Origin of the sequence: Corallococcus sp. AB032C (assembly GCF_003668935.1) — a bacterium.
GTDB classification, from domain to species: domain Bacteria; phylum Myxococcota; class Myxococcia; order Myxococcales; family Myxococcaceae; genus Corallococcus; species Corallococcus exiguus.
On sequence record NZ_RAWP01000053.1, the window covers coordinates 40048 to 62717 of the forward strand.

Below are 22670 nucleotides of genomic sequence, written 5' to 3' on the forward strand. Positions count from 1 at the left end.
ATTCATTCCCGGGTGGGCTCGTTCTCTTCCTGGCGGGCTTCGGCCTTGAGGCGGCCGCGCTCCTCGCGCTCCTCGTCATCGACGTCGTCGAGGACGCTCTGGGGGTTGTTGCGATCCCCGCCGACGGGGGCGTCGCTGTCGAAGGCGAACTTCTGCTCCTCGGTGGAGTGCTTGGCGTCGTCCGCGTACAGGGGCTTGGTGTCGTCCGCCTCCAGCCCCCGCTCCACGCGGTCCTTGGCGAAGCCGGGCTTGTGGGCGGTGTCGCTCTTCTTGCGGGTGGCCATGGGTTGCTCCTGAAGGGGGTGGGACAGCTCACACACGCTCAATGTCGGCAGCCCTGGCCGCATGCACCACGGTGGGGACCGTGGAGCGGGGGATTGGCTGCCTGCCCCCTGACCTTGGCGGGCGGAAGCGACTAGGATGGGGACTCCATGGTCGGACGCAGCGGGAACAGCCAGCGGCACGAGGGGACGACGTCCTCCGTGGGCGCGCGCGTCCAGACCATGATGACCGAGACTTGCACTCGCACCGGCCTGACTCCTCGCGGAGCGCGGACCGCCTGACTTCCGAAGTGGACCTCCTGAAGGTCCCTCCTTCCGAACCCGGCCCCGCGCTCCTCCCGAGCGCGGGGCTTTTTCGTTGCCCCACCTGCCAGTCGTCACCCCCGAGGACCCGCATGACGCCGCTTCCGATGTGCCGCCCCAGCCACCGAGTCCCGCCGTTCCGGAAGGAGTCCGTGTCATGCGCGTGATGAAATTCGGTGGCACCAGTGTCGGAGATGCGGAACGGATGCGCGGCGTGGTGGCGCTGGTGGAGGAGGCGCGCAAGGCCGAGCGGGTGATGGTGGTGGCGTCCGCGGTGTCGGGCATCACGAATCTCTTGGTGGAGGCGGCGAAGGTGGCGCAGGAGGGCGAGTCCGTGCAGGAGGCCTGCGCCCGGTTCGACGACACGCACTCCGCCATCGCGAAGGTGCTGAGCGTGGACCTGAAGCCCGCGCAGACGCGGCCCCTGGCGGAGGGCTTGGTGGCGCTTGGCGTCGAGCTGCGAGGGCTGTTGCAGGGCGTGGGGTTGCTGCGGGAGTGCTCGCCGTCGGTGCTGGCGCACCTGTCGGGGCTGGGGGAGCGGGCGTCGTGTCTGCTGCTCGCGGCGATGCTGGAGGCACGGGGGCTCTCGCCCGTGATCGTGGACCCGAGGCAGGCGCTGGTGTGCTCGGGGGACCCGCTGCAGGCGACGCCCCGGGTGGAGGAGATCCGCGCGCGGTTCGCGACGCTGCGTGAGGGCGGGCCGGGGCTGATGTTGATGCCGGGCTTCTTCGGTGGGGATGCGCGCGGCAAGACGATGTCGCTGGGGCGGGGAGGGTCGGACTACTCGGCGGCGCTGGCGGCGGCGGCGTTGGATGCGCGGCTGTTGGAGATCTGGACGGACGTGGACGGCATCTTCAGCGCGGACCCGCGGCTGGTGCCGGAGGCGTTCGCGCTGGAGGAGGTGAGCTTCGAGGAGGCGATGGAGCTGGCCTACTTTGGAGCGAAGGTGCTGCATCCGAAGACGATTGCCCCCGCGAGGGAGCGAGGCATCCCGGTGCGGGTGTGCAACAGCTTCCGGCCGGAGCATCCGGGCACGCGGGTGACGGCCACGGCGCCAGTGTCGCGGCACCCGGTGCGGGGGTTGTCGTTCCTGCCGGACATCGCGCTCATCAACATCGCGGGGGCGGGGTTGAAGGGCGTGCCGGGCACGGCCGCGCGCGTCTTCGAGGCGATGGCGAGGGCATCCATCTCCGTGGTGTTGATTACGCAGGGCTCCAGCGAGTCCTCCATCAGCTTCTGCGTGGGGGAGGCGGAGGCCGCGCGGGCGGTGCTGGCGCTGGAGGACGCGTTCGAGGTGGAGCGCGAGGCGGGGAAGGTGGACCCCATCGAGCATCAGCCGGGGCTCGCGGTGTTGAGCATCGTGGGAGACGGGATGCGGCACCGGGTGGGCGTGGCGGGGACGTTCTTCAGCGCGCTGGCGGACGTGGATTGCAGCATCGCGGCCATCGCGCAGGGGTCGAGCGAGCGGAGCATCTCCGCGGTGATTTCGCGCGAGGACGGGCCGCGTGCAATGGCACACGTGCACCGCAAGGCCTTTGGCACCACGGAGGTGGTGGAGCTGCTGGTGGCGGGCGTGGGCACGGTGGGCGGGGAGCTTTTGCGGCAGATTCATCAGCAGGCGCCGAAGCTGCGGGCGCATGGGTTGGATTTGCGGGTGTGTGCCATTGCCAACAGCAGACACAGCCTGGTGGCGCCGGAGGGCGTGGCGCTGGACGGATGGAAGGCGCGGCTGGAGGCGAGCGAGTCTGGTTTCACGCTGGACACGTTCCGAGCGTGGGCGAAGGCGCGGCGTCCGGGCCGGCCCATCTTCGTGGACTGCACGAGCAGCGAGGACGTGGCGCTGGGGTATCCGGCGTTGATGGCGTCCGGGCTGCATGTGGTGACGGCGAACAAGAAAGCCAATGCGGGGCGGCAGGAGCACTGGAAGGCGCTGCGGGAGACGGCGGTGCGGCACCAGCGCAAGTTCCTCTACGAGACGAACGTGGGGGCGGGGCTGCCGGTCATCGACACGTTGAAGAACATGCTGCGCACAGGAGACACGGTGCACCGGGTGGAGGGCATCCTGTCCGGTTCGCTGTCGTTCATCCTGGGGCTGACGGAAGCCGGTGTGCCGCTGTCGAAGGCGGTGGGTACGGCGATGGAGAAGGGCTTCACGGAGCCGGATCCACGAGACGACCTGGAGGGCACGGACGTGGCGCGCAAGGTGCTTATCCTCGCGCGGGAGCTGGGGCGGTCGCTGGAGCTGGAGGAGGTGGCGCTGGCGTCGCTGTTGCCGGAGGAGTTCGACGCGAAGGGGCCGCTGCCGGAGTTCCTGGCGCGGCTGCCGCAGGCGGATGAGATCTTCCAGCGGAGGGTGGACGCGCACCGGAAGGAAGGAAAGGTGCTGCGCTACGTGGGCAGCGTGGGACCGGAGGGCGTGCGCGTGGGTCTTGTGCCTGTGCCGCTGGAGCATCCGCTGGCGGCGGTGAAGGGCGGCGAGAACGCGCTGAGCTTCCTGTCGGAGCGGTACAGCCCCACGCCGCTGGTGATTCGAGGGTATGGCGCGGGCGCGGCGGTGACGGCGGCGGGGGTGCTCGCGGATGTGTTGCGATTGGTGGAGGGGCCGTTGCCCTGAGCGTGGGTGGTAGGCTTTTCCGTCATGAGGAAGAGCCTGACGTTCCTAGCCCTGATGCTGTGGATGGCGGCGTGCGCGTCCAGCACGCCGCTCCAGCAGCGCTGGGATGAAGCTGAAGCGGAGTGCGCTGACGCGAGCAGCGACGCCTGTGTGACCCTGGTGTGTGGGGACACGGCCTGCGGCTTCTTCCGGTGCGAGGACGTGCCGGGGGAGGTGCTACTGGTGCGGGGACTGCCACCCCGGCCACCTCCTGTGGCCGTGGCTCCCGCGCCAGGAAGCGGGCCCCGGCGTAACTGGGGCGGCAGCATGGGGCTGCCGGGTGATCCGGAACCCGTCATGGTGTTCCCCTGGTACGGGAACCCCAAGCCCGTGCCTCCTCAGCGGCAGCTGCCAGCGGGGAAGTTCGAGAAACACCACATCTTCCCGCAGGCACGGGACCTTGCTGAATGGTTCAAAGAACAGGGTGTGGACATCCACCAGTACACCATTCCGATCCCCCGCCACATCCACCAGCGGATCCACTCCAATGGACCCAAGGGAGGGGAGTGGAACAAGGCCTGGCGTGAGTTCAAGGAAGTGAATCCGAAAGCCTTGCCTCAGGAGATCTTTAGACACGCAGGAGAACTCATCTACCGCTTTCAACTCCTGGGTGGCCCCATCCAGCAGTACCATTGATTTCCTGGCGAGCACCCACAACACATGACCTCCTTCTTCTGGCTCCGCGATGATGAAGCAGCCACCTCCCGCTACAGCGCGGACTTCGACGCAGGACATAAGTGGGGACTGCCGGGTCTCAAGAACTGCCCGGGGTGTGGCAACACTTGGTCAGGAGCAGGGCACGAGTATCCGGCCGTGGATCTTTCGCTCATCCCCGAGCATCCGGAATTTGAAGAGCCCCGACCTGAACCCCTTCACGAGTTCCTCCGTCTTCAGGCCCTGGTGCGTCCACTGGTCCCTCCACATGCTGAACTCCCTCCCGGAACGAAATTCGGTCCACTCGAAGGCCGCGCCTCCGGTCAGTTCGGTCCCTTCACGTGGTTGGGGAATTCGCTGATGCTCATCCGCCGCGACGCACTCGACGGTCTCCAGGCTGTGGGCATCCGTGGACTGCTGGGATGCAAGACGGAGCTGCGGTTCCGGCAGAAGACGCCTCCGGACATTCTCGAGCTTCAAATTGAACCGCGCGGTCTCCTGCACCACGACTGCCTTCCTCCCGACCTGGCGCCGCCCTGTCCCACCTGCGGACGACAGGGATTCCGCCGTCCGGATGATCCCATCCTCGACAATGCTTCGTTGCCCACGGACACGGACCTGTTCCGCGTAGGCAACTTCAGCACCATGATCATCGGCACGGACCGCTTCAAGGACGCGGTGGAGCAGGGCGATTGGACCGGCATCTCCTTCCGTGAGCTGCCCGTGCGTTCCTGAAGTCCTACGCTGTCCGTCGTGAAGACAACCGCTGGGGAAAACGCTCCTCGATCCCGGGAAGGAACAGGGACCGCCCGGCACGTGAGGCTTCCACAGCCTGACGAAAGTGGAGATCTCCGTAGCGGTCGAGCACCGAGGGATCGAAGTACTCAGCGCCATCCCCCATGCCTTCGTTCTCGATATCAGGTGTCAGGGATTCCCAGCTCCCTTGCGGCGCGTAGATCAAGGCCCGCACGCCTCCGTCCGCGTAGATACGGGCGCCGTGCGCGAGGAAGACAGCCCGGGCCTGGAGTTCTCCCTTCGCGCTGAGGACTGCGTTGCGGTCCCCGTACTGGCCGAAGAGACAGTCCTCCACGAGGACGGAGCCCTCGACGAAGATCCGGGCTCCGTTGCCGAATGACAGCGTTCGGGCATGAAGGTCTCCGCGGATGATGACCAGCCCGGGAAGGGAGTCGTCGGTCCAGAGATGGAGATGGTCCGCTGTCTTGAGCGAGCCGTTGTTCTGGATGACGTAGGGACCGTCGCCCGTGTCGATGCTTCCAGGAACATCCACGCCTGTGTCGATGCTCCGGAGGATGCAGGGATTGAGTCCCTCGAAGGCACGGAGTTCCGCTTCCCATCGGGGTTCGCGAAGGGAGTCGAGGGTCGTTGCGTTGCCCAGGTCTTCAAGCCTGACGTTGGTCACAGGAACGCCGGATATGAGTAGGTTTTGCCGCCATGCGAAAGATTCTGACGTTGGCGGCCCTGACGCTGTGGATGGCGGCGTGCGCGTCCAGCACGCCGCTCCAGCAGCGGTGGGATGAAGCTGAAGCGGAGTGCGCTGACGCGAGCAGCGACGCCTGTGTGACCCTGGTCTGTGGGGACACGGAGTGCGGCTTCTTCCGGTGCGAGGACGTGCCGGGGGAGGTGGTGTTGGCGCGGGGTCTGCCACCCCGGCCGCCACCTGTGGCCGTGGCTCCCGCGCCGGGAAGCGGGCCCCGGCGCAACTGGGGCGGCAGCATGGGGCTGCCGGGTGATCCGGAACCCGTGATGGTGTTCCCCTGGTACGGCAACCCCAAGCCCGTGCCTCCTCAGCGGCGATTGCCGGCGGGCAAGTTCGAGAAGCACCACATCTTCCCGCAGGCCCCGGACCTTGCCGCGTGGTTCAAGGAGCGAGGCGTCGATATCCATCAGTACACGATCCCCATTCCCGTGCACGTCCACCGGCGCATCCACAGCAATGGGCCCAACGGGGGCATGTGGAATGAGGCCTGGCGCGAGTTCAGCTTGGCGAACAGGTTCGCCAAGCCTCCAGAGATCTTCAAACACGCTGGGGAACTCATCTATCGGTTTCAGCTGTTGGGTGGTCCCATCCAGCGGTACAACTGACCTCCGGTGATTTGACTCCAGAGACCATGACCCGCTTCTTTGAGCTTCGTCGCGACAAAGCAATCTGGAACCCCTCCAGCGGGGACTTCGATGCCGCACCGAAGTGGGGCCTGCCTGGCATCAAGGAGTGCCCGGGATGTGGCGCCACCTGGTCCACCTGGGGAGACCATTACCCCGCAGTAGACCTGTCGGACCTTCCCGAGCGAGGCGAGTTCGAAGAACCCCGGCCTGAACCCTTCCACGAATTCGCACGTCTCCGGGAGCTGGTGCGCCCGCTGGCCCCCCCCGGTTCCGAGCTTGCCCCCGGAACGAAGTTCGGCCCGCTGGTAGGCCGTGCATGGGGGCAGTTCGCTCCCTTCTCGGGTCTGGAAAGATGTTGGATCCTCGTGCGCCGTGACGCCTTCGACAGCCTCCAGGCAGCCGGCATCCGAGGCCTTCTCGGCTGCAAGACGGAGCTGCGGTTCCGTCAGAAAACACCTCCGGACATCCTCGAGCTCCAACTCGAACTGCGCGGCCGGATGCACCGCGACTGCCTTCCCCCGGACCTGGAACCGCCTTGTCCCACCTGTGGACGCGTGGGCCTTCGCCTCCCGGAGGACCTCCTCCTCGACGCGGCCTCCCTGCCCTCGGACATCGACCTCTTCCGCCTGGGCGACTACAGCACCGTCCTCATCGGCACGGACCGCTTCAAGGACGCGGTGGAGCAGGGCGGTTGGACCGGCATCTCCTTCCGCGAGCTTCCGGTCCGTTCCTGAGGGACCAGTCACTTGATGGTGCGGATCGCCTTGTCCGTGGCCTTCAGGTCGAACGCTTCAGGGTCGAAGGAGCCGCCAACCCACTCCAGCAGTTCATCGTGATCTTCGTGCTCCGGATCTTGAAGCGCCTCGAGCAGGTCTTCATAGCCAGGGACACCGCCGCAGTCGTCGGGCGGAGCAGCACGTGCTCCGGCGGTGCATGTGGGGTAGCGCTTGCCGGCTTCAGGAGGCTGCACCTTCTTGACACGAATGCGGTGCACCCAGTCGTCACCGAAGTCGTAGATGTAGCCAAAGACACTGCGAGCCCGAGGGCCGAGATCCGCGACGGTGTACTTGCGTTCATCCAACAGCGGGGGACCGCCAAGACTGAAGTCGTCGGCACCCCCGTCGACCAGATCTCCATACTGCTGCCGTGAGCTGTCCTCGAACAGGTGCATGTGGCTGTTGGTCCAGCCGAAGGATGCTTGCAGGATGTCGTGCAACTTCGAGAGCGGAGTGTCACTTCGTACTTGAAGCTCTCGCCAGACCGCAGGCGCGATATCGACCAACTCGACGTGCAGCACGTGGATCGATGGTGTGGCAGCCGTTTTCTTTCGAGTGGCCATGAGTGGAGTCCTCTTTTCCATCCCTTTCATCAACGAGAAATTCTCTGAGTGCTCGGGGAATTGAACGCGTTGAGAATGACACGGTCAATTAGGCTTCTCCGCCATGAGGAAAAGCCTGACGTTCCTGGCCCTGACGCTGTGGATGGCAGCGTGCGCGTCCAGCACGCCGCTCCAGCAGCGCTGGGATGAAGCTGAAGCGGAGTGCGCTGACGCGAGCAGCGACGCCTGTGTGACCCTGGTCTGTGGGGACACGGAGTGCGGCTTCTTCCGGTGCGAGGACGTACCTGGGGAGATAGTGCTGGCGCGGGGTCTGCCGCCCCGGCCTCCACCCGTGGCGGTGGCTCCCGCTCCGGGAAGCGGGCCCCGGCGCAACTGGGGCGGCAGCATGGGCCTGCCGGGTGATGTGGAACCCGTGATGGTGTTCCCCTGGCACGGGACCCCCAAGCCCGTGCCTCCTCAGCGGCGATTGCCGGCGGGCAAGTTCGAGAAGCACCACATCTTCCCGCAGGCGCGGGACCTTGCTGAGTGGTTCAAGGAAAGGGGCGTCGACATCCACCAGTACACGATCCCCATCCCCGTGCACGTCCACCGGCGCATCCATAGCAACGGTCCCAAGGGAGGCATGTGGAACGAGGCCTGGCGTGACTTCAAACGGAAGAACAATGGCGCCCAGGCTGAGGAGATCTTCAAACACGCCGGGGAGCTCATCTACCGCTTCCAGCTTTTGGGCGGCCCCATCGAGAAGTACAACTGATCACCCATGACTCGATTCTTCGACCTTCGCCACGACAAGACCGTCAACTTCCGCCGCAACGGTCTCGTCGAGGCCACGCATAAATGGGGGTTGCCAGGCCTGAAGAACTGTCCGGGATGTGGAGCCACCTGGGGCACCTCTGCTCAGTTCTATCCAGCAGTCGACCTGTCCGAACTGCCAGAGAGGGCAGCGTTCGAGGAGCCTCGAGCAGAGCCTCTCTCCGAACTCATCCGTCTTCGTGAGTTGGTGCGTCCCCTGGTGCCACCCGACACACAACTTCCACCTGCCACCCACTTCGGCCCGCTGGTAGGCCGCGCCTCTGGTCAGTTCGAAGGCTTCGTCGGACTTGAGGATTGTCTGATCGTCTTGCGGCGCGACACGCTCGAAGCCCTCCAGGCCGCCGGTATCCGAGGCCTTCTCGGCTGTAAGACAGAGCTGCGGTTCCGTCAGAAAACGCCCCCGGAAGTCCTCGAGCTCCAACTCGAACTGCGCGGCCGGATGCACCGCGATTGCCTTCCTCCCGACCTGGCACCGCCCTGTCCCACGTGCGGGCGCGTAGGCCTTCGCCTTCCAGACGACCTCATCCTCGATGCGGCCTCCCTGCCCACGGACATCGACCTCTTCCGCCTGGGCGACTACGGCACCGTCCTCATCGGCACGGACCGCTTCAAGGATGCGGTGGAGCAGGGCGGTTGGACCGGCATCTCCTTCCGTGAGCTCCCGGTCCGCTGAAACCCTCAACCCACGGCAGGGAAGGGCGGTGGCTCCACCACCACCTCCATGGGCAGGTTCTCCTTCTCCGCGATCCACTTCACCCACAGCTTCGGACGCGCGGTCGTGTCGCGGTGCTTGGGCCGCTCCAGCCGGATGGACAGCCAGTTGCGGTCCCGCAGGTACAGCTCCTTGCCCACCGGCAACAGCTCCGTCTGCAGGAACCCTGGCAGGTCCTCTCGGGAGTCCTCCGACAACGCCAGCATCCCCTTGAACGCGAGCCACCCCGGCGGCGGATGCACGATGGGCGAAGACGTCGCCTGTTCGATGAACACCTCCCCCACCGTCCCCAGCGCGGGCACCAGGTGGTCCGGGTTGCGTGAACGCACGCGCGCCCTCGCTCCGACGTGCACGTCCCCCGACAACACCGTCACCGCGCAGTAGGACTTCTTCGCCAGCGAGAACAGGTTCATCAACAACCGCGTGCGCTCGCCCCGGTGCACCGAGGATTCCCACTGGTCCAACAGGTCGTCGCGCAGCTCGATGCCCCCTCCGCTCATCCGCTCCATCGCCGGACCGAAGCGCAAGTGCACCAGCGGCACTGACGACACCACCAACACGTGCCTCGCCTTCTTGCCGTTCTCCGGCCGCTGGCGGTGCTCCTCGCGCCACGCGTCGAAGGCGTCCCACTGTGACCGGCTCATCACCGTGAACTCGGTCTGCGGATGCGCGTCTCCGGTGTCCAGCACCCGGCTGGTCCGGCCGCTCCTCAAGTCCAGCAACACCACGTCCAGGTCGCAGTCCGCCGTGGAGAAACAGAACGTCTGGAAATAGTGCTGCGCGGGCTTCACCACGCCCCGGTCGTCTGGCTCGCGCGCCTTCGCCGGCTGCTCCAGGAAGCCCCGCTGGAAGGCTTCGAACGCTCGCGCCGCCGCGCTGTAGAGGGCCCGATACCAGGGCGCCTGCTGCAGCTCCTCGTGCGAACCCCACCCGTCGAAGATGTCGTGGTCGTCCCACATGAACAGGCCCGGCACCCGCCGCAGCACCGGCGCGATGCCCTGGCTCCCGCCCCAGCGCTCCCGGTAGAGCCAGACGTATTCCGCGAACAACCGCTCCGAAAGCCCGTCCGGCACCGCCATCGTCAACCGCTGCGACCGGGGCAGCTTCATGAACGCGTTCAACACATCCAGCGTGTTGTGCAGCGAGTCCGCGTAGAGCTGATCGCCTCCCCCGAGCAGCAGCTGGAAGCCTGGCGTCTTCGCCGGATCCACCGGGTCCTGCTGGTGTTGCTGCAGCATCCGCTCCCATAGGGCGAAGGGCTGCGCCAGGTTGCTCCAATCACTCGCACGGCTGGCGCCGTTGCAGGAGAAGAACGCGATGTTCGGCGACACGCCCTTCGCGGGGACGACCACGTCGGACACCACCAGCGGCTCCGGCGGGATGACCTTCGAGGACCACGGCCGGTCCGCTCGCGGCTGCGGACGCTCGAAGGTCACCGGCACGCCGGGCGTGTCTGTCGATTCGAAGTGATAGGACAGACGCTGCGCCACGTCCGTGCGCGGCAGGATGACCTCCCAGCGCCACACCACGCCCCGGGTGTCCTTGGGCAGGGCGGTGAGGTCCGCGGCGGGCTTCACCTCGTCGAAGACGGCGACCTGTTTGCCCTTCGCGTCCCTGAAACACAGCCTCAACGCCGGAGGCTTCTTCGCCGACGTGCTGTCCAGGAACACGTTGACGAAGAAGCTCCACACGTCGTGGGACTTCGGGTCCGGCGTGGCCTGCGCCCGGGCGTACAGGATGGGTCCCAGCAAGAGCTTCATGGGGAAAGCCTTGCATGGACACCCCCGCCCGTCGACGAAGGCGCCTCACCCCTTCGGCGGAGGCACCGCGAGCGGCTGGTACGTGCCGAAGCTCCAGACGTTCCCCTCGGGGTCCACCGCGCTGAAGTCCCGCGAGCCGTAGTCCGTGTCGTGCAGCTCCATCGCGATGGACGCGCCCGCCGCCTTCGCTCGCGCGTACAGCGCATCCGGGTCCGTCACCACCACGTAGATGCCCTGGTTCTTCAGGGGCACGTCCTTCGACGCGGCCATCTTCAGCCGGCCGCCCTCCGCGCCGCCGAACATCACGAGCCCGTGTCCCAGCGTGAGCTCCGCGTGGGCGATGGCGCCGTCAGGCTTGCGGTAGACGACCCGCTCCTCGCAGCCGAAGGCCTGCTTCAGGAAGCGCAGGGCGGACTCGGGGTCGGCGTAGTGGAGGAAGGGATAGAGGCTGGGCAGGGACATGGTGTGATTTCCTTTCACCGCGCATCCTGCCCATACGCCCCCGGCCTTTCTTGGACGGATTTTACCTACGCGCCGGATTCGAACCCGCCCGCGTCCGGAAGCGCACGCCGCAGGAGCGCGGACGGCGGCCCGCCGGTGAACTGGCGGAAGTCCCGGTTCAGGTGCGCCTGGTCGAAATAGCCCAGCTCCAGCGCCAACTCCGCCCAGCGCACCGGGCCTCCGGATTTGATCCGCTCCACCGCCCGGTCGAAGCGCACCAGGCGCGCAAGCCTTCGCGGAGGCAGCCCCACCTGTTCGTGGAACTGGTGGATGAGGTGCTTGTGGCTGTGGCCCAGCTCGCTCGCCAGCGTGGCGATGTCCACCTGGCCTCCTGTCCTCTGGATGCGCTCCACCGCCCAATTCACGCCTGCATCCACTGTCGGCCCCCGCTCCGCTCGCTGGAGCAGGAACGCGTCCGCGATGGCGAAGCGCGCCGCCCAGTCCCGCGCCTCCGCCAGGGACTCCACCAGCCTCCGTGCCTCACCGCCCCACAGGTCCTCCAGGCCCGTCACCCGGTGGGACAGCTCGTGCATGGGCAGTCCGAAGAGGCGCCTGGCCCCCAGCGGCGTGAGGTTCACCTGGAGCCCGTGGGACTCGCCGTTGTGCTCGGTGGTGCTCCAGCGCTCGTCCAGCCCCGCGACGAAGCCGGAGCGATGCCGCGTCACCTGGCCCGCGTCGTCCAGGTGCTTCAGCAGCGGTCCGAACTCCAGGATGAGCACCACCTGCACGCCGGGCAGCTCCTGCCGGCGCATGGGCTGGGGCATGGCCTCGCGATAGCCGCAGTAGTCCCGGATGAGCGGCGCCAGCGCCGGGGGCGGCGTGGCCAGCGCCATCTCCCAGCCGCCCCGCTCGGACGCGTGGCGCACCACGCGGATGCGATGCATGCCGCGCAGGCTACTTCGAAACCTTGCGCAGGAAGTCCAACAGGGCCGCGTGCCACTTCTCCGGCGACTCGAAGTGCGGGATGTGGCCCACGTTCGGGATCTCCACCAGCGTGGCGCCCGGGATGGCCGCGGCGGTCTTCTTCCCCAGCGCCGGGTACTGCCCCAGCTTCGGCAGCAGCGCGGGCGGCACGCTGCCCTTGCCCACCACCGTGCGGTCCTCCTGACCAATCACCACCAGCGCGGGCACCTTCACCAACGGAAACTCGTGCACCACCGGCTGCTCGTAGATCATCGTCTGCGTGGCGGCGGACACCCAGGCCAGGCGCGGGTACTCACCGCTGAGCGTCTGGCGGTAGAGGACCTGGACGTATTCGTCGTACTCGGGCTTCCACTTCACGTAGTAGCCGCGCTGGTACTTGCGCAGCCCCTCCTCCGTGGCCTTCAGGTTCTCCTGGTAGAGGTCCTCGGTGGACTTCCAGGGGACGGACTCGCGGTAGTCCTCCAGGCCAATGGGGTTCTCCAGCACCAGCTGCGTCGTCACCTCCGGGTACATCAGCGCGAAGCGCGTCGCGAGCATGCCGCCCATGCTGTGACCCACCACCACGGCCTGCTTCACGCCCACTTCATCCAGCACCTGCTTCGTCAGCGACGCCAGCGTGTGGAAGCTGTACGCGATGGCCGGCTTGGACGACTTGCCGAAGCCAATCTGATCCGGCACCACGACGCGGTAGCCCGCGCCGGTGAGGACGCGGATGGTGTCCTTCCAGTACGCGCCGAAGAAGTTCTTGCCGTGCAGCAGCACCACCGTGCGCCCGTTCGCGTTGCCCGTGGGCTTCACGTCCATGTACGCCATGCGCAGGTCCTGGCCCTCCAGCTTCACGGACAGGAACTGCACGGGAGCAGGGTAGGGGTAGCCCTCCATGCCCAGGCCCAGCGCCTCCGGGGCGCGCTTGGGCTCCTGTGCGTTCGCGGCGGGCGCGGAGAGGAGCAGGGCGGACAGGAGCAGGGCGGGGACGCGAACGGACGACATGGGGCTCCTTCGGAACGGGGCGCGAGGGAACGGCAGTCTGGCCGCGACATTCCCCCGCGTCGCGGATTTCAGAGCGCCCCGCCCTCGCGAAGGTTGATGCCGTATTCCAGATAACCCTTGAGGCAGAGCATCATGTGCATCCAGCCGCCCGCGTTGCCGTAGGACGCCTTGATGCCCTTCTCATCCGGCTTCCATCCGGACTCGCTGATCTTCACCATCGTGTTGCTTGCGTCCAACGGCACGAAGCGCATCTCCACGCGCGTGTTGTAGCTGTCGTCCGCGGGCCACTCGAAGACGATGCGCTCGTTGGGAATCACCTCGCGCGTGATGACGTCGAACTCGCCCGGCGCCTCCGCGAAGCTCCACTTCACCGTGGTGCCTTGCGCCAGCGGACCGCTGCTCGTCTTCACGAAGTAGCCGCTCAGCTTCGTGGGGTTCACCACCGCCTCGAACACCTGCGCCACCGGCTTGCGGATCTTCAACTGCACCTGGAACTTCGGCTCCATGGGGCACCCCTGGTCGTGAACTGGTCCTGCCCGCAAATAGGTTATATAAATATAACATGTCAAGGAGCGACCAGGACGACCTCATCTTCAAGGCGCTGGCGGACTCGCGCCGGCGGGCCATCCTGGACCTGTTGAAGGACGCGCCCCGGACCACCGGGGAGCTGTGCGAGCACTTCGAGAAGACCCTGGACCGCTGCACCGTGATGCAGCACCTCAAGGTCCTGGAGAAGGCGGAGCTGGTGCTGTCCCACAAGGAGGGACGCACGCGGTGGAACCACCTCAACGCGGCGCCCATCCAGGACATCCACTCGCGGTGGATCAGCTCCTACGCCACCCACGCGGTGAAGCTGCTGACGAAGCTGAAGCGGGACCTGGAGGAGGACTGACGCGCGTCAGTGCGCGCTGTCGGAGAACGGCTGGACGTCCGCCGGGGCCAGGGCCAGGGGCTCGTTCTCGAAGCGCGCGGGCTTGAGCAGGCGCGTGGTGAGCACCAGCGCGAGGAAGACGGCGCTGCTCCCGATGGTCACGAAGCGCAGGTGCATGCGGTCCGCCAGCGCGCCCTGGAACCAGACGCCCAGCGAATAGCCCGCGCCCAGCACCATGCTGTAGAGGCTGCCCATGCGGGCCTGGAGTTCACGCGGCACGCGGCCCTGGCAGGACGCGCTCAGGCTGCTCATCAGGATGAGGTAGTTGGCGCCGAGGAAGAAGATGCACACCGCCGCCACCTGGAGCGTGGGCGCCAGCCAGTACACGCCCGACAGCACCGCGATGGTCGTCGCCGAGTAGCCGCGCAGCTTGCGCTGCCCGCAGAGCTCCGCGAGCGTGCCCACGCACAGCGCCGCCGTCACCGCGCCCGCGCCCTGGCACGTCACCAGCAGAGACGTGGCCGCCGCGCCCTGGCCCAGCTCACGGATGGCGAACACCGGCACCAGTCCGATGAAGGGCGCCACCAGCGCGGCCACGAAGAAGGTGGCCACCAGCACCAGCGAGATGTCCTCGTCGTCGCGCGCCACGGTGATGCCGCGGCGGATGCCATCCCAGAGCGGCTCGCGCTTCACGGACGGGTCCCGCGCCGGTGGCACCACGCGCCACAGCGCCACCAGCACCGCGAAGAAGGACAGCGTGTTCGCGAGCAGCGCCCACGCGGGCCCGCCCGCCTGAAACACCACCGCGGCCAGCGTGGGCCCCATGATGCGGCCCAGGTTGAACTGCGCCGAGTTGAGGCTGGTGGACAGGTGCAGGTCTTCCGGCGGCACCAGCTCCGCCAGCAGCGCGGAGAAGGCCGGATAGGTGAGCGTGCTCACGCACCCGTTGAGGAACGAGATGACGCCGATGACGGACACCGACAGCTGCCCGCGGAACGCCAGCACCGTCAGCACGGCCGCGAGCGCCGCCTGCAGCAGCGCGCCCAGCCCCGCGTACGCGCGACGGTCGAAGCGATCCGCCAACGCGCCGCCCACCGGCGCCAGCACCACCGCGGGCAGGAAGGACAGCGCGACGATGGCGCCCGTCCACTCCGCGCGGCCGGTGGTCTGCGTGACGTACACGCCCATCGCCACCGTCTCCATCCAGGTGCCGATGTTGGAGATGAGCGCGCCCAGCCACACGGCGAAATAGCCGGGGTATTCGAAGGGGCGCAGCGAAGTCAGTCGTGGGAGTCGATGGGCAGGCACGTCGAAGGCTGTCTTAGCGCACGCCGCCCACGCATGCCTTGCACGGCGCGGCACCCTTGGAGGCGCAATGAAGCGCACGCCAGCCCAGGCAGCAGCCCGGCTTCAACAAAGCACGCATTCCCTGACGGTGATGCGCGATGCGTGACACACAAAACACCCGCGGAGGCAGTGGCTTCCGTGGGTGCGGGTGCGGCGTTGTCGTGAAGACTCGGCGCTACGGCGCGGTGCTGGAGGCCGTGATGGGCGACTTGCGCGGAGAGAGGCGGCCGTCGTCGGCGATGCGGGCGCCCGTGTCGGGGAAGTCCTCGGTGGTGAGCTTGCGCACCAGCGAGACTACGTTGGCGGCCGGGTCCGGCTGGGTGATGCCTTCACCCATCTGCTTCGTGGGGAGGATGCGGCCGTTGGAGAAGCCGCCACGGCTGTCCAGCTCCACTTCGAGGATCATGCCCAGGCCCTGCGGACCCTTGAGGTTGAAGCGGCCGTAGGTGGCGAAGTTGCCCATGGAGTAGGCGATGAGGCGGCCCTGGTAGAACTCCATGGCGCGCGCGACGTGCGGACCGTGGCCGAGCACCAGGTGCGCGCCCGCGTCCACCACCGCGTGGGTGAAGACGCGCAGGTCGCCGCGGTCCTCGCCGAAGAACATCTCCTTGCCGGCCGGGACGTGCAGGGCCTTGCCGCCCTCCGCGCCGCCGTGGAAGGAGACGATGACGATGTCGTGCGTGGCGGCGGTCTGCTTCACCAGCGCGGTGGCGGTGGGCAGGTTGTTGAGGTGGTTGCAGCCCGCGGACGTGTGGAAGGCCACGAGCCCAATCTTCAGCCCGTTGCGCTCCACGGTGGCCACGCTGCCCGGCGGACCGCTCCAGGCGATGCCCAGCGCGTCCAGCGTGGACTCGGTGGCGCGGCGGCACTCCTCGCCGAAGTCGCCGGAGTGGTTGTTCGCGGTGGAGACCACGTCCACGCCGGCCTGCTTCAGGTAATCGCCGAAGGACGTGGGGGAGCGGAACGCGTAGCAGTTCGCGGGCGAGCGGCACTTGGTGGTGCGGCCGGTGTCGCAGAGCGGCCCTTCCAGGTTCACGAAGGTGAGGTCCGCGTCCTCCAACAGGGGACGCACGGCCGCGATGACGCTGCCGCCGCCCTCGGGGGGCAGGTAGCCCTCCGGCACGGTGGTGCCGAGCATCAGGTCACCGGCGGCGCGGATGCGCAGCTTCGCGCCCGGCGGCGGGGGCGGGCGGGGTGTGCTGTCCACGGGCTGCGCGAGCTTCGCCTGGAGCGCGGCCTGGTTGCGGGCCTGCGTGAGCGCGCCCTCCAGGTCCGGCTGATTGGGATTGAGCGCGCGCACCTGCGTCCACTGCGTGAGGGTGTCCGCCCAGAGGCCCTCGACGGAGTAGGCCCAGCCGAGTTCCCAACGACAGTCGGCGCGGGACGGCGCGGCCTGCACGCACGCGGACAGCTCCGCGATGGCGGTGCGCGAGTCCTTGGACTGGAGGGCGGCGACGCCCCGGGCGTAGTGCTCGTCCGGGTTGCCCACGGTGGCGAGACCGGACGCGCCGGCCTTGCCGTGCATCGTGATGGCCGCGGCGCGCAGGGCACCGAGGCTGGCCTCCACGGCGATGCGGCCTGCTTCGGAGAGGGATTCTGTCTGGCTTTGCGCGGCGCCCGTGGCTGGCACCGTGTTCGACTCGCGGGGCGGCGTCGGGATGGACTCGGCGACGCCCGCGGGCATCCGCACGGAGACAGGCGTCTCGGAGTCATTGGGACGGTTCCGCGTGGCGGCCGTCACGGACGCGAGCCCCGCCACATCCAGCTGCCGCGTCACCCGCGAGGTCCCCATCGCCCCTCGCACGGAGGCCATGCCCGCGGCTTCCAGCCGCCCGGTGCTCGCATCCCGGATGACGGAGCGCACGGAGGCCACGCCCGCCGCGGTGAGGCGCGCGGTGCTGGAGGACTCGGCTGTGGAGAAGTTGGGGACGGACGCGGCGGGCGCGGCGAGCGCCAGCATCAGCAGGACGGACGGGGGGGCCATGGCCCGCGCATCTTACGGGATGAAGCGGGGGCAGGGGCGCCACCGGCGTGCCCGGTTTGCTGGCAGCCGGGCAGGCGACACCCCTACACCCCTTGAAGGCCCTGGCCCCGGCTACCCGAGCGCGTCGAGCAGCACCGAGCCCCTGCGCTGACGCGGCAGCAGCCGGAAGTGCCTCAGCTCCCGGCGCTTCACCCGGCGCTCCAGCGCGCTGTGCAGGGACAGCCGCCCCGGCCCGCGCATCAGCGTCCCCAGCGCGATGGCGATGAGCGCCACGTTGAACTCGTAGCCGCCCTTGGTGATGTCGAAGCCGTTCTTCCTGTGCACCTTCGCGATGGCCATCGCCTGAGTGACGATGACCGACACCGCCGTGAAGCGCGTCGCGATGCCCAGGATGGAGCTCACCCCTGCCACCAGCTCCGTGATGCCCGTGGCCAGCAGCCACGGCTTGCCGGGCTTGATGCCCAGTTGCTCGAACATGCCCGCTTGCTCCTCGATGCCTTCCTTCTTCAGCTTCGCCAGGCCGTGATGAATCATCGTCGCGCCCAGCGACAGGCGCGGCGGCAGCAACGCGGCCGACTTCAACAGCGACGGTTGTTCGTTGAGCATCGTCACGTTCATGGGGCTCTCCTCGTCGGGACGCGGACGTCCGGTAGGTGAAGTGCCCCTTACGTTGTGACGCATCCGCCCATCCGGCCCCGACGCTCGCAGGCCCCGACGCCCGGCGGCCGGGCACTCAACCCCCGCCACGCTCCGCCAGCGGCACGTCCATCAGCGCCGCCACCTCCGCGCTGTAGCCGCCGGGTCCCTCGCCATGGACGATGAGCGGCGCACGCACCGACAGGCCCCGGTCCTGGTCCCGCAGTGCCTGCACCAGGAAGCGCGTGGCCGGCGCATCCACCCGCGCGTGCACGGAGCGCAGCACCCGGGGGAACAACCGCGCGCCCGCGAGCACTCCCAGCACCTCCGCCAGCCGCGCCGCCGGATACACCAGGCTCACGCCGCCACCGGGCCGCAGGGCATGCCGCGCCGCCGCGACCACGGACGGCGCATCGCACGCCACCTCCGACTTGGACATGGCCCGCTCCGCGTCCGGGCTCACCACGCCCGCCTCGGCCCGGCGGAACGGCGGGTTGGACACCACCTGCCCAAAGGCCCCGGCCGCGAACAGCGACCGTGCCTGCCGCAGGTCCCCGAGCACCGGCCGCACCCGGCCCTCGCACCCGTTGAGCGCCACCGCGCGCGTCAGCCGTCCGTGCACCGCGGGCTGCAACTCCAGCGCATCCACCGGGCCCGCGACGCCGAACTGCTTCACCAGGAGCAGCGACACCACGCCGCTGCCCGCGCCCAGCTCCAGCACCGGCCCGGGCAGGTCATGCCCTTCCGTGGCCGCGAAGTGCGCCAGCAGCACCGCGTCCAACGTGAAGCGGTAGCCCGTGCGGCGCTGGAACACGCGCACGTCCGCGGTGCCAATGGAGTCCAGCGTCTCGCCGTCCTCCAGTCTGACGGGCCCCACGGTCAGCGCGCGCCGTGCATCCGCTCGGCCACGTCCAGCACGCGCGCCTCGCAGGAGACGCCGTCCAGGTGGCTGGCCTCCACCAGGCCCGTGGGGCTGGTGACGTTCACCTCCGTGAGGTAGTCGCCCAGCACGTCGATGCCCACCAGCGTCAGCCCCTTCTCCTGGAGCGACGGCTTGAGGCGCTTGCAGATGAGCAGGTCGCGCTCGGTGATGTCCGCCTTCATCGGCGTGCCGCCCGCGGCCATGTTGCCCCGGTGGTCCGCGTCCGACGGCACGCGCAGCACCGCGCCCACCGGGTCTCCGTCCACCAGGATGATGCGCTTGTCGCCCAGACGGCTCTCCGGCACGTACGCCTGCGCGAGGATGGGCTCCTTCCCGCCCTGCGTGAGCAGCTCCACCATGGAGCGCGCGTTGCGGTCCCCCGGCGCGAGGAACAGGATGCCCTTGCCCCCGAACCCGTCGATGGGCTTCAGGATGGTGCCCTGCGCGTTCTTCGCCGCGAACTCCAGCACCACGGACAGCTCGCGCGTGACGCGCGTCTCCGGCATCAGGTCCGGGAAGTTCAGCGTGAAGAGCTTCTCGTTCGCGTCGCGGATGCCGGACGGGTTGTTGATGAAGATGGGGGCACGGTCCGGACACAGCTCCACCAACTGCGTGGCGTGCAGATAGTCCGCGTCCACCGGCGGGTCCTTGCGCAGGAAGAGCACGTCCAGCTTCGACAGCGGCCGCACGTCCTCGCTCAGCACGTCGAAGTGGTGCCCCACCTCACGCCGCACCCGGACCCGGCGCATGCGCGCCTCCGAGCACCGGCCGTTGAAGCGCAACCACCCCTGTTCGAAGTAGTAGACGTCGTGCCCCCGCCGCTGTGCCTCCAGCATCAGCGAGAACGTCGTGTCGTGGTCCACCCGCACGCTCTCGAGCGGGTCCATCAGGAAGCCTAGGGAGAGGGCCATGAAGGGCGGAAGATAGCGGACGCCCTCCGCCCGTGCCGCTCCTTCGAGCATGTCTTCGTCCACGCCGGAACGGACGGGGGTCTAGCGGCCCGGCAACTCCCTCAGCTTGAGGTTGAGGCGCACGGGCTTGCCCGTCTCCACCGGCACGGCGAGTACGCGGCGCTTCTTGTCCTCGCCCACCAGAATCAGCTCCGCCTGTCCCACCGGCAGGGAGCGCTTCACCAGCGGCGCGCGGCCCAGGGACTTGTTGTTGAGGAAGATCTCCGCGGGCTCGTCCAGGAAGAGCGTCACCTCGCCCTTGCCCTTGCCCTTGCGGCTGCCCCGGTTGGTGGTGACCTCGTCCCGGTCGTTGTCGCGGTCCTTCGCGCCTGCCCGGTCGCGGTCCTTGTCCTTGGTATCGCGATCCTTGGTGTCCTTGTCCGGCTCCACGACGGCCACGTCTCCGCCGGGCACGGGGGCGTTGGGCGGCAGGATGGGGACCATGGCGCCCAGGCCCATGGGTGGGGGAGGGGGCGCCTTCTCCTCGGCCTCCAGCAGCTGGGTGAGCCGGAACGCGCCGTAGGCCAGGCCCAGGAACAGCGACAGCGACATGAGCGCCCACACCCTGCCCAACTTCGAGCGCTTCACCGGGGGCGCGGTCTCGTCGCTGCCGGGGCCTTCCGCGCGAATCTTCGCGATCTCCGCCTTCTTGCGCGCCTCCACGACGCTGAGCGCGGTGGCCTTGCGCTCCGGCAGGTAGGGGCCGTCATCCTTCTGGAGCGCCCGCTTCGCTGAAGCCAGCACCTGGCTGCTCGTGGTGACGTCCGCGCTCTCCAGCAGGGAGCGCGTGGCCGCCATGCGCTCCGCGAACAGGCTCTTCATGAGCGCGGCGCGCTGGTCCGCGTCCATCAGCTTGCCGCCAGCCACCTTCTCGATGGCGCGCGCCATGTCCCGCCCGGACGGGTAGCGGCGGTCCACGTTGCGCTCCAGCGCGCGCATCACCACGCGGGAGATGTCCTCGGAGACGTGCGGCAGCAGCACCGACGGCCACGGGATGGCGTCCTCGAGGATCTTCACCATCTCGTCGCGCTCGGTCTTGCCCGCGAAGAGCCGCTCGCCGGTGATGAGCTCGTGCATCACCACGCCCACGGAGAACAGGTCGCTGCGGCCGTCGAGCGAATCGCCGCGCACCTGCTCCGGGGACATGTACCCGGTGGTGCCCTTCACCGTGCCCACGTTGGTGCGCTCCAGGCTGTTCTTCGCCTTGGCGATACCGAAGTCGAGCAGCTTCACGGTGCCGTCGTACGTCACCATGATGTTCTTCTGCGCCACGTCGCGGTGGATGACGGGGCTCGCCTCGCCGCCGGCGGACGTGAAGGTGTGCGCGTAGTGCAGCGCCAGGCACACGTCGCGGGCCACGGACAGGGTGAAGGCCAGCGGCACCGGCTGGCGCTTCTTCATGCACGCGCTGGTCACCTGGTTGAGGTTCTGCCCGCCGATGAACTCCATGGCCAGGTAGAGCCCGTCGTCCTCCTCCCCCAGGTCGAACACCTGCGCGATGTTCGGGTGGTTGAAGGCCGCGGTGATGCGCGCCTCGTCCAGGAACATGCGGACGAACTGCTCATTGGAGCGCGCGTCCGGGAGGATGCGCTTGATGACCACGTACTTGCGGAAGCCGCCCGGGCCCGACGTGTAGCCCAGGAACAGCTCCGCCATGCCGCCCACGGTCAGCTGCGTGAGCACCTCGTACTTCCCGATGCGCTCGCCCCGATGGAAGTCGATGAGCTCATCCTCCAGCGCCATGGAAAGAGGGCGCCCGCGTCGTGAAGAAAGCCGCCCGGACCATAACAGGGCTGTTGCATCCCGGGTCTTTCTTGCCGGTGGAACCCGCGAAGGAGGGGCCCGCATGCCAGCCCGCACGACCCCCAGGTCCCTGTGGATCACCTGTGGATGGTGTGGACGGCCCTGTGGACAACCCGGGGCACGGAAACGGCGTTGTGGATGCCCGGGGGAAACCGGCAATTTACCCACATGTAGCAGATCGCCGATTCGTGAATGATTCCCGAAGCTTGCTGACTTGTCCCCAACTCCGCTGCCCCTACCTCTTCCACCAGTTGATCAACACTCCAATTAGACTGGTGAAAAGAAGCGGGGCCCGTGCACAAGTCGGAAACCCACAGGCATCCGGCGCAGGGACAGAACGCTACAGGATCGTGGCGCGAAGCCGCTCCAGCAGCCCGGGCAGTTCCTGGAGCAGTTGCCGGTCCAGGTCCTCCAGCGCGGCGCGGTGCAGGACCAGGTCCTCCGGCTCGCGGTCCGCGGTCATCATGCGATGCAGGCCGCGCAGGCGCTGGTTGCGCTGGACCAGGCGGGCCAGGGTGTCGTCCAGCTCCTCCGCGAGCGCCGAGTCCAGGCGCAGCTCGTGGCCCACCAGCTCCCGCAGCTGCTCCACGCGGTAGGTGAGCTCCCAGCTCTCTTCGTAGCCTGCGCGCCGGGGCAGCATCTGCCCATACGTCCACCGCTCGTTCACCGCGGCCTCTAGTGCGGCCGGGGCCGGGTGAGGCCCGTCAGGGACAGGCGGGTGCGCATGGGGTCCAGCTCCACGTGCATCCGGCAGTCCGCCACGTCCAGGCGCAGGGTGTAGGGAGGACAGGGCGTGTGTCCCGAGTGATTCTCGGAGGCCTCCGCGCCCATGCGGAACAACTCGGCCAGCACCGCCCGCCGGACCTCGGCCGAAAGTCCGTCCACGGTGGACTGCACCCCCCGGGCGATGAGCACCGTGAATGCCTGCAATCCTGGAGAATCGTGCGGAGGGCCGGCCAGGGTCATACCCGCGCTGTTGCCAGAACCGTACCCTGCGACAGGCCTGTCGTTCCGGGGGGTTGGAGGGGCTCGAAACCCTTGGGGCTGAAAAAAACTCAGCCAGGAAAGTGCCCAATCCTGAAACCCGTCTCTTATACACGTCT

The 22670-nt window shown here is 68.1% G+C and carries 24 protein-coding genes; 8 read left to right on the forward strand and 16 right to left on the reverse strand.

Annotated elements, in window-relative coordinates; all coding sequences use genetic code 11:
- Nucleotides 1-2: 2 nt before the first annotated feature.
- Nucleotides 3-284, reverse strand: a complete 282-nt coding sequence (locus tag D7X99_RS23015) for a hypothetical protein (RefSeq protein ID WP_121779655.1) — start codon at nt 282-284, stop codon at nt 3-5.
- Nucleotides 285-741: 457 nt separating this feature from the next.
- Between D7X99_RS23015 and thrA the strand changes: the two genes are divergently transcribed.
- Genes thrA through D7X99_RS23030 form a run of 3 tightly spaced genes read left to right on the forward strand, consistent with a single transcriptional unit; the run spans nt 742 to nt 4626 of the window.
- The gene (gene thrA, locus D7X99_RS23020) at nt 742-3198 is read left to right on the forward strand and encodes a bifunctional aspartate kinase/homoserine dehydrogenase I (protein ID WP_121779656.1); all 2457 of its coding nucleotides are present in this window, start codon (nt 742-744) and stop codon (nt 3196-3198) included.
- A gap of 24 nt (nt 3199-3222) precedes the next feature.
- Entirely contained in the window at nt 3223-3873 is a 651-nt protein-coding gene (locus D7X99_RS23025) for a TIGR02269 family lipoprotein (RefSeq protein ID WP_121779657.1), read from the forward strand.
- A gap of 24 nt (nt 3874-3897) precedes the next feature.
- A complete protein-coding gene (locus tag D7X99_RS23030; protein ID WP_121779658.1) occupies nt 3898-4626 on the forward strand; it encodes a double-CXXCG motif protein in 729 nt (242 codons plus the stop codon).
- Nucleotides 4627-4630: 4 nt separating this feature from the next.
- On the opposite strand, the gene D7X99_RS23035 is transcribed toward D7X99_RS23030, so the two are convergent.
- Nucleotides 4631-5311 (reverse strand): hypothetical protein, encoded by a 681-nt coding sequence (locus tag D7X99_RS23035; RefSeq protein ID WP_147476233.1) that lies wholly within the window; start codon nt 5309-5311, stop codon nt 4631-4633.
- 32 nt (nt 5312-5343) lie between these two features.
- On the opposite strand from D7X99_RS23035, the gene D7X99_RS23040 reads away from it, so the two are divergent.
- Together D7X99_RS23040 and D7X99_RS23045 are read left to right on the forward strand one after the other, a co-directional pair.
- Nucleotides 5344-5994: a TIGR02269 family lipoprotein gene (locus D7X99_RS23040; RefSeq protein WP_121779660.1), complete on the forward strand. Its 651-nt coding sequence runs from the start codon at nt 5344-5346 to the stop codon at nt 5992-5994.
- 26 nt (nt 5995-6020) lie between these two features.
- A complete protein-coding gene (locus D7X99_RS23045) occupies nt 6021-6749 on the forward strand; it encodes a double-CXXCG motif protein (protein ID WP_121755862.1) in 729 nt (242 codons plus the stop codon).
- Nucleotides 6750-6757: 8 nt separating this feature from the next.
- On the opposite strand, the gene D7X99_RS23050 is transcribed toward D7X99_RS23045, so the two are convergent.
- The gene (locus D7X99_RS23050) at nt 6758-7354 is read right to left on the reverse strand and encodes a plasmid pRiA4b ORF-3 family protein (protein WP_233607429.1); all 597 of its coding nucleotides are present in this window, start codon (nt 7352-7354) and stop codon (nt 6758-6760) included.
- Nucleotides 7355-7457: 103 nt separating this feature from the next.
- Here D7X99_RS23050 and D7X99_RS23055 point away from each other — a divergent pair, with 103 nt between their 5' ends.
- Together D7X99_RS23055 and D7X99_RS23060 are read left to right on the forward strand one after the other, a co-directional pair.
- Nucleotides 7458-8108, forward strand: coding sequence for a TIGR02269 family lipoprotein (locus D7X99_RS23055; protein ID WP_121779662.1), 651 nt, complete (start codon nt 7458-7460; stop codon nt 8106-8108).
- Nucleotides 8109-8114: 6 nt separating this feature from the next.
- Nucleotides 8115-8840, forward strand: coding sequence for a double-CXXCG motif protein (locus D7X99_RS23060; RefSeq protein ID WP_121779663.1), 726 nt, complete (start codon nt 8115-8117; stop codon nt 8838-8840).
- Nucleotides 8841-8845: 5 nt separating this feature from the next.
- On the opposite strand, the gene D7X99_RS23065 is transcribed toward D7X99_RS23060, so the two are convergent.
- The 5 genes from D7X99_RS23065 to D7X99_RS23085 form a co-directional block, all read right to left on the reverse strand.
- On the reverse strand, nt 8846-10639 hold the full coding sequence (locus D7X99_RS23065; protein ID WP_121779664.1) for an alkaline phosphatase D family protein: 1794 nt from the start codon (nt 10637-10639) through the stop codon (nt 8846-8848).
- A gap of 45 nt (nt 10640-10684) precedes the next feature.
- Complete coding sequence (locus tag D7X99_RS23070; protein ID WP_121779665.1) at nt 10685-11101, reverse strand: VOC family protein; 417 nt, start codon at nt 11099-11101, stop codon at nt 10685-10687.
- A 65-nt stretch (nt 11102-11166) separates the two neighbouring features.
- A complete protein-coding gene (locus D7X99_RS23075) occupies nt 11167-12024 on the reverse strand; it encodes a helix-turn-helix domain-containing protein (RefSeq protein ID WP_121779666.1) in 858 nt (285 codons plus the stop codon).
- A 10-nt stretch (nt 12025-12034) separates the two neighbouring features.
- On the reverse strand, nt 12035-13054 hold the full coding sequence (locus tag D7X99_RS23080; protein ID WP_121779667.1) for an alpha/beta fold hydrolase: 1020 nt from the start codon (nt 13052-13054) through the stop codon (nt 12035-12037).
- Between the two features lie 68 nt (nt 13055-13122).
- Complete coding sequence (locus D7X99_RS23085; protein WP_121779668.1) at nt 13123-13560, reverse strand: SRPBCC domain-containing protein; 438 nt, start codon at nt 13558-13560, stop codon at nt 13123-13125.
- A gap of 56 nt (nt 13561-13616) precedes the next feature.
- On the opposite strand from D7X99_RS23085, the gene D7X99_RS23090 reads away from it, so the two are divergent.
- Complete coding sequence (locus D7X99_RS23090) at nt 13617-13946, forward strand: metalloregulator ArsR/SmtB family transcription factor (RefSeq protein WP_120576151.1); 330 nt, start codon at nt 13617-13619, stop codon at nt 13944-13946.
- Nucleotides 13947-13952: 6 nt separating this feature from the next.
- On the opposite strand, the gene D7X99_RS23095 is transcribed toward D7X99_RS23090, so the two are convergent.
- The 8 genes from D7X99_RS23095 to D7X99_RS23130 all read right to left on the reverse strand — a co-directional run bounded on the left by D7X99_RS23095 (nt 13953) and on the right by D7X99_RS23130 (nt 22497).
- On the reverse strand, nt 13953-15233 hold the full coding sequence (locus tag D7X99_RS23095) for an MFS transporter (protein WP_121779669.1): 1281 nt from the start codon (nt 15231-15233) through the stop codon (nt 13953-13955).
- Nucleotides 15234-15447: 214 nt separating this feature from the next.
- The gene (locus tag D7X99_RS23100) at nt 15448-17256 is read right to left on the reverse strand and encodes a CapA family protein (protein ID WP_121779670.1); all 1809 of its coding nucleotides are present in this window, start codon (nt 17254-17256) and stop codon (nt 15448-15450) included.
- Nucleotides 17257-17367: 111 nt separating this feature from the next.
- Nucleotides 17368-17874: a DoxX family protein gene (locus D7X99_RS23105; protein ID WP_120576154.1), complete on the reverse strand. Its 507-nt coding sequence runs from the start codon at nt 17872-17874 to the stop codon at nt 17368-17370.
- A 115-nt stretch (nt 17875-17989) separates the two neighbouring features.
- Entirely contained in the window at nt 17990-18769 is a 780-nt protein-coding gene (locus D7X99_RS23110) for a tRNA1(Val) (adenine(37)-N6)-methyltransferase (protein ID WP_121779671.1), read from the reverse strand.
- A 2-nt stretch (nt 18770-18771) separates the two neighbouring features.
- Nucleotides 18772-19776, reverse strand: coding sequence for a glutathione synthase (gene gshB / locus D7X99_RS23115; RefSeq protein WP_233607428.1), 1005 nt, complete (start codon nt 19774-19776; stop codon nt 18772-18774).
- Between the two features lie 30 nt (nt 19777-19806).
- Nucleotides 19807-21507, reverse strand: coding sequence for a serine/threonine-protein kinase (locus D7X99_RS23120; RefSeq protein ID WP_121779672.1), 1701 nt, complete (start codon nt 21505-21507; stop codon nt 19807-19809).
- 400 nt (nt 21508-21907) lie between these two features.
- On the reverse strand, nt 21908-22234 hold the full coding sequence (locus D7X99_RS23125; protein ID WP_233613636.1) for a hypothetical protein: 327 nt from the start codon (nt 22232-22234) through the stop codon (nt 21908-21910).
- Between the two features lie 8 nt (nt 22235-22242).
- Nucleotides 22243-22497: a hypothetical protein gene (locus D7X99_RS23130; protein ID WP_233596798.1), complete on the reverse strand. Its 255-nt coding sequence runs from the start codon at nt 22495-22497 to the stop codon at nt 22243-22245.
- Nucleotides 22498-22670 lie beyond the last annotated feature (173 nt).

Coding starts and splice junctions, on each gene's coding strand:
- D7X99_RS23015 (WP_121779655.1), bottom strand. CDS start 284: ATGGCCACCCGCAAGAAGAGCGACACCGCCCACAAGCCCGGCTTCGCC.
- thrA (WP_121779656.1), top strand. CDS start 742: ATGCGCGTGATGAAATTCGGTGGCACCAGTGTCGGAGATGCGGAACGG.
- D7X99_RS23025 (WP_121779657.1), top strand. CDS start 3,223: ATGAGGAAGAGCCTGACGTTCCTAGCCCTGATGCTGTGGATGGCGGCG.
- D7X99_RS23030 (WP_121779658.1), top strand. CDS start 3,898: ATGACCTCCTTCTTCTGGCTCCGCGATGATGAAGCAGCCACCTCCCGC.
- D7X99_RS23040 (WP_121779660.1), top strand. CDS start 5,344: ATGCGAAAGATTCTGACGTTGGCGGCCCTGACGCTGTGGATGGCGGCG.
- D7X99_RS23045 (WP_121755862.1), top strand. CDS start 6,021: ATGACCCGCTTCTTTGAGCTTCGTCGCGACAAAGCAATCTGGAACCCC.
- D7X99_RS23050 (WP_233607429.1), bottom strand. CDS start 7,354: ATGGCCACTCGAAAGAAAACGGCTGCCACACCATCGATCCACGTGCTG.
- D7X99_RS23055 (WP_121779662.1), top strand. CDS start 7,458: ATGAGGAAAAGCCTGACGTTCCTGGCCCTGACGCTGTGGATGGCAGCG.
- D7X99_RS23060 (WP_121779663.1), top strand. CDS start 8,115: ATGACTCGATTCTTCGACCTTCGCCACGACAAGACCGTCAACTTCCGC.
- D7X99_RS23065 (WP_121779664.1), bottom strand. CDS start 10,639: ATGAAGCTCTTGCTGGGACCCATCCTGTACGCCCGGGCGCAGGCCACG.
- D7X99_RS23070 (WP_121779665.1), bottom strand. CDS start 11,101: ATGTCCCTGCCCAGCCTCTATCCCTTCCTCCACTACGCCGACCCCGAG.
- D7X99_RS23075 (WP_121779666.1), bottom strand. CDS start 12,024: ATGCATCGCATCCGCGTGGTGCGCCACGCGTCCGAGCGGGGCGGCTGG.
- D7X99_RS23080 (WP_121779667.1), bottom strand. CDS start 13,054: ATGTCGTCCGTTCGCGTCCCCGCCCTGCTCCTGTCCGCCCTGCTCCTC.
- D7X99_RS23085 (WP_121779668.1), bottom strand. CDS start 13,560: ATGGAGCCGAAGTTCCAGGTGCAGTTGAAGATCCGCAAGCCGGTGGCG.
- D7X99_RS23090 (WP_120576151.1), top strand. CDS start 13,617: ATGTCAAGGAGCGACCAGGACGACCTCATCTTCAAGGCGCTGGCGGAC.
- D7X99_RS23100 (WP_121779670.1), bottom strand. CDS start 17,256: ATGGCCCCCCCGTCCGTCCTGCTGATGCTGGCGCTCGCCGCGCCCGCC.
- D7X99_RS23105 (WP_120576154.1), bottom strand. CDS start 17,874: ATGAACGTGACGATGCTCAACGAACAACCGTCGCTGTTGAAGTCGGCC.
- gshB (WP_233607428.1), bottom strand. CDS start 19,776: ATGCTCGAAGGAGCGGCACGGGCGGAGGGCGTCCGCTATCTTCCGCCC.
- D7X99_RS23120 (WP_121779672.1), bottom strand. CDS start 21,507: ATGGCGCTGGAGGATGAGCTCATCGACTTCCATCGGGGCGAGCGCATC.